The sequence below is a fragment of the Vibrio sp. McD22-P3 genome, from assembly GCF_021568915.1.
Lineage (GTDB): Bacteria > Pseudomonadota > Gammaproteobacteria > Enterobacterales > Vibrionaceae > Vibrio > Vibrio mediterranei.
Genome location: NZ_JAKGTN010000051.1, coordinates 1 through 5,065, shown reverse-complemented (window position 1 = coordinate 5,065; position 5,065 = coordinate 1). Strand labels below are relative to the sequence as shown.

Here is a 5,065-nt window from a genome sequence, read left to right as displayed (position 1 = left end):
GAAATACCCTTATGAGGGCTAGAGGCTTGAAGCGGAAGATCCGAGGTTATATACTCACACATAGAGCACCTGCTTCCTGATTTGATTTATCATTTTTTTTGATTGAATCATTGGACTGGCAAAATCCTTGGTTGTAGTGTTCTGAAAAGGATTTAACCCAGTGTTCCCGCACTGGGTTTTCTTTTCTCTGACCCAGATAGAATACAACAAAACCGTATATACGCAACAAAATTAAGAACAAACCTGCAAAATCGACTGAGCAAGATCACGCTTTTCTTCTTTCGACATCCCACCAATTAACGAATAAATCATTTCCTTCTTCTCACCATTTGAGCCGGCTAATGAATGTTTGAAGCCAGCAGACCAAACAAACCTATGCCCGCAATTACCACAAGAACAATAGAGGTCCACGGCATCCAATGAGAGACGATTTGTTTTTGTTATCACGGCTTTTCCACCGCATTCATTGCAAGTAACTCGCATCAAAAGACTCCAAAAAAAGCCCGTTTAGGAGAACGGGCTACCCAATGCCGCCCCAGAGGAAACCGAAGAGAGTGGCGGCGTTATTTAGGAATGACTCAATTCCTAGGGTTTAAGAAGCTGCCTCTTGCGCCTTAGGTGACAAGGCAGTTAAAGCAGCATATTTCGCCATGTTCTCAACAACATATGACTCTTCTCGATGTTGGTAATCTTCTACTCGATTACGCTTCGAGTTACATACGATTTGTCGATAAGTAGTTGACTCTTTAATGTATACAGACAGGTTATCGAGAGAGGTAACAACAATTGTGTTGTCAGGAAAGTTAGGAATACGAACCAAATCCAAACCACCAAAATGTTTGAATGTGTCAGAAGTATTCTTTTTCTCAGAGTGGAACTCATTTGAGTTATAGAAGCGCCATCTTTCATCCGCGATCAAATTATCACTAATGATGCACACCAGGTCATCTCGCAATGCAACATCAACTTTCTGATCAAGAAGGTCGGCAACCGCAGCATCAAGATTAACGTAATCGCCACCGGCTCCAACTGTTAAAGGTGTAGACATTATTTGTTCAGGCAACTGTTCTTTGACAATTTGAGTCCAACCTTTATTAACATCAGTCAACTTAGCTGTTGGTGACGTTTCATTGGAAACTGAAATTCCATTAAAGCCAATATTAAGAACATCCAAACAAACGCGTCTCTGAGTAAATTTTGAATATTTACTACTAAAATTTTGCTGCTCAGATTTTCCGTACTGCTTACTTTTCGCAGCCATGGCCCACTTTGAAATAGTTCCATAAGGAATATGCACGTCACATTGAGTTTCTTGAGTTACATACTTTGATGGGTTGCTCAATAAACTCGAAGTCTCTCGATCGCGAGAGTCCATATCTGTTCTAGATGTGCAAGGCTCACCACCCGCCCAAAGAAAAGCATCGCCCTGGCGATCTTCTACAGTAACGATATTGATATCAGTTAATGGATGACTTTCATCTGAAGATAAAAGCATCAGACCACCATGAAAGAATGTTGGCAACACTGTTCCGTCAGGGTTAAAACCATTGGCAATATCTCCTGCTGAGATATTGTAAGTCTTAGCCATAGCAGAAAAATGATTATTCAGAATGGAAAAATGATGTTTAGGTAAGCTCATAATTAAAACACTCCATCTGGATCACGAAGTTCTTGGAAAAGATGAGGGGTTTCTATTGTTCTATAGGCCTCTTCAACCATGCTGTGAGAACGAAGAAAAACCTCTAAATCTACCTGGAAATCTTCCGAATCCAGATTTATCAATTTGCCATCATCATCTAAGTATTTATCTGCAAACTCCTCTGCAGAATGACGGTCTACATGGTAACCAGCACCACGATAGTAACGATTGCGCTCTTGCATAAAAAATCACTCCAAGGTTAATGAATGGGTAATAAAAAACCATTTCCGATATTTTCGGAATTATTAAAACACTTAGAGAATAAATGTAAATAGGACTGATTTTACTGCAATGTTTACGATTGGAATAATAAAACCAAATGGAATTATATTGATGTAACATGATGATTATTGATAACCTAAAGTGAATAAACAATCACAAAAACAGCATAAAATAAATTTAATTTATTTTTCTTACTGGAGGCTCTAAAGACAAAGGAACACAAATGAAATTTGAAAAAAAATGAAATGAAGTTTATTGATAAGATATTGATTTATATAGAGTAACTGTAAATCTCTTTTTTTCTTCATTCAGTGAAAAACCTGACAAAAAGCAGACAAAAAGCTTTATTTTCATGTATTTAGAAAAATTACCTAATAGAAAAAACAGTAGTAAAATTTCAAAAAACCGGAATTTTTTTCAATAATTGAAATTTTGAAAAACGCCCTGTAAGCCATTTTGAGAAGACTTAATTTATCGAAGCCCCCGCTATTCATAAGGCTTGAGACGGTCATTGTAGTGATGCTCCGATAGCTTATTTCAACGAAATAGAACTTCGCAAAAACCCAGATCGAAAAGCGCGCAGGTGGGTGAGGGGGAGTGTTTTTTTCGTGCCCTTACCTCTCCCTTACGTCAGGAAGGGCACAATTCTGTAAGTTAGTTAGAAATATCGAAAACTAGATATCTCTCATAGATAATTGACGCTCGATCATATTTAAACAACGGCAAATGTCATCATCACTAACCGCACCAGGTTCCGCCATTTGAAAGAGTAAGGCTTTAACTAGAAACAAAGAATTAGCTCTAATCTCATCTAACTGCTCATTTTTCTCAATAATTTCTTTTGTCATATTCAACTCTCTACTAACTTCATGGTATTGTTGCGTACATACGCACGTATATACGAACAATACCAGCGTATATACGCATAGTCTAGGAAAAAATAGGTAGATGGTGAGATAAATGACAAAAAAGACAGAAGACAAACACCGCAACAAAGTGCCAGGTAAAACTTCAAAGCTAATAAGGTGGGATGATGCTCTACTTGCTGAGACCCAAAAAAAGGCCGAAGAAATGGGGATTCCCTGGAGCACTTTTGTACAGAACGCTGCAAAAGAAGCATTAAATAAACAAGACCAGTAATACACTGAAGAAAAAGAATGGCTTAGCAGGATGGGGGGAACACCAATCTCAAACAAAGGCGCACACTAACCGCGCCCCATAAATTCAGCATTCCAAATCAGCATTGTGCGGGGCTTGGTGCCTCGCTTGCACTTCGTGCTTTGCTTATCCCTGCGGGGCTAGTCCATCAAGCCCACAACCTCATGAAGGTGCGCCACTGGGCGCAAACAACCCCTTTCAAACCGTACAAATTAGAGTTTGTTCGTGTTGATAAACAATATCAACACGAAAGAATTTAACTTTCTTCGTGTATAGAATCATTCTCAACAAGAGCAAATAAGCATTTGTTGTCGTTAGGAATCATTCCCAATGACAGCAAATTACGAGTTTCTACCGTTGATAGAAATTCTCAACTAGCGAAAAGACGTATTTAGCACAGTTGGAGACTACCGTTCGGGATCAATAGTCATTTTGGTAGCACAATGCGGACAATGTGCAGACAGGCCAGAAAAACTAAACGTCTCGCCACACCCACACGTCACGTGATGAAAACCAAACTCAGAGCGTTGCATTCTGGAATTGAAATACCGCAAATATTCTTCCATCGTCATATCCGACCCAGCTAGCGGATAAAGGAGACGAGCAAGTGCATCTCTACCACCATTTTCGATCAAAGCCAACGCAGTAGAACGTAGTTCCTTTCTACTCAATGCAGACATTTCGTTTTTATCAAGTAAAGCCATTACATTCGATTCTTCGTTCATTTCCAAAACTAACTCTTCGTCAGTTTTTTCCTTGCCCATATCGAATTCATCCCTCAGACCTCGAGACCAAACCAACTGACGACGCCCTTTGAAAGCTACAGCGTACTCTTCGAACCTAGCTCTATAGAATTTTTTCTGACTATCCGAAGTATTACTATCGTCAATCAACCTAAGCATATCGAAAGGTGTAATATTTCCTTGTCTACCTTTCTTCGATTGGCTTTTTGTCATTTCATCTGCAGAGTCCCAAGTGACAACATCACCACTACCAGTCTTAACCGGCAGCTTACTATCATCCGCAAATTTACAAACGTACTCACCTGCTGCTTCCCCGTTCCTAACATCAAAACCATTTTCTAATGTAGGCTTAGGTAACCCTGCAGAAACGCAAGATTTTTGCCACTCGAGTGATAAGTTTCTCTTTACTGCTTTTGGAATTTTCTTCTCAGAAAACACAAGAATATGTACGTGGGGATGCCACCCCGAAGAACCGTAAGTAACCTCTAGAGAACGAACACGACCAACAAGGCCAAAGCTGTCAAAAGTATCCTTTACTTTTCTTCGCCCCCAAAATGATGTTTGTGACTTGGCCAGCTTAGGCATTAAATCAGAAATATGATCACCGATACCATGACGAACTGTCGCAGTAAGAAGCGCAACGTGAAGACCACGTTTTTTTGCTTCCCCCATAGCCGTTCTTAATTCATCAGCTCTACGCTCGGCAATTTTTGCACCGCATACTGGACACGTCCAAACAGACCCACACTGAACCAAACCACCAAAAAAAGCACCGCCTTTATCGCCTTTAAGGATTCCAGCGTAACCACGAGGTATTTTTTTTCCACCATCTAGATCCAGGTGAATCATACATCGATTGCACTTTGAAACCCTCCATTCTCGCCCCAAAACAGAACGGCTTGTCGATTGAAGCCGGTATCTTTCATCTCTCGATTCTAGCCCAGTTTTTTTAGTGCTTTTCTTACCCTTGTTTTTAACTCTAAGTGTTTGAATTTCACCGCTTTCAGTATCTAAAATCTCGACCTCAGCGGCCTGTGATTTCGTGTCATATACCAAGTTCGTTTTTTCCGACCATTCCGACCACTCAGAGATCAACGAATCCTGCCCATCAGGAGCATGATTCTTAGCACGAAACAGATACGAGGAAATACCCTTATGAGGGCTAGAGGCTTGAAGCGGAAGATCCGAGGTTATATACTCACACATAGAGCACCTGCTTCCTGATTTGATTTATCATTTTTTT

Annotated in this window: 6 protein-coding genes; 1 reads left to right on the top strand and 5 read right to left on the bottom strand. The window is 40.1% G+C overall.

Annotated features, from left to right (window positions below; translation table 11 throughout):
* Positions 1-231: 231 nt before the first annotated feature.
* From L2W36_RS27070 to L2W36_RS27055, 4 genes are all read right to left on the bottom strand, one after another.
* Positions 232-483 (bottom strand): ogr/Delta-like zinc finger family protein, encoded by a 252-nt coding sequence (locus tag L2W36_RS27070; protein ID WP_268980872.1) that lies wholly within the window; start codon positions 481-483, stop codon positions 232-234.
* A gap of 109 nt (positions 484-592) precedes the next feature.
* On the bottom strand, positions 593-1,639 hold the full coding sequence (locus tag L2W36_RS27065; RefSeq protein ID WP_236112047.1) for a P2 family phage major capsid protein: 1,047 nt from the start codon (positions 1,637-1,639) through the stop codon (positions 593-595).
* 2 nt (positions 1,640-1,641) lie between these two features.
* Complete coding sequence (locus L2W36_RS27060; RefSeq protein ID WP_236112046.1) at positions 1,642-1,881, bottom strand: hypothetical protein; 240 nt, start codon at positions 1,879-1,881, stop codon at positions 1,642-1,644.
* A 714-nt stretch (positions 1,882-2,595) separates the two neighbouring features.
* Positions 2,596-2,769 (bottom strand): hypothetical protein, encoded by a 174-nt coding sequence (locus L2W36_RS27055; RefSeq protein ID WP_236112045.1) that lies wholly within the window; start codon positions 2,767-2,769, stop codon positions 2,596-2,598.
* 112 nt (positions 2,770-2,881) lie between these two features.
* On the opposite strand from L2W36_RS27055, the gene L2W36_RS27050 reads away from it, so the two are divergent.
* Complete coding sequence (locus L2W36_RS27050) at positions 2,882-3,061, top strand: hypothetical protein (RefSeq protein ID WP_236112044.1); 180 nt, start codon at positions 2,882-2,884, stop codon at positions 3,059-3,061.
* 425 nt (positions 3,062-3,486) lie between these two features.
* Here L2W36_RS27050 and L2W36_RS27045 read toward each other — a convergent pair whose 3' ends face one another.
* Positions 3,487-4,671: a protein rep gene (locus L2W36_RS27045; protein ID WP_236112043.1), complete on the bottom strand. Its 1,185-nt coding sequence runs from the start codon at positions 4,669-4,671 to the stop codon at positions 3,487-3,489.
* Between the last annotated feature and the right edge of the window lie 394 nt (positions 4,672-5,065).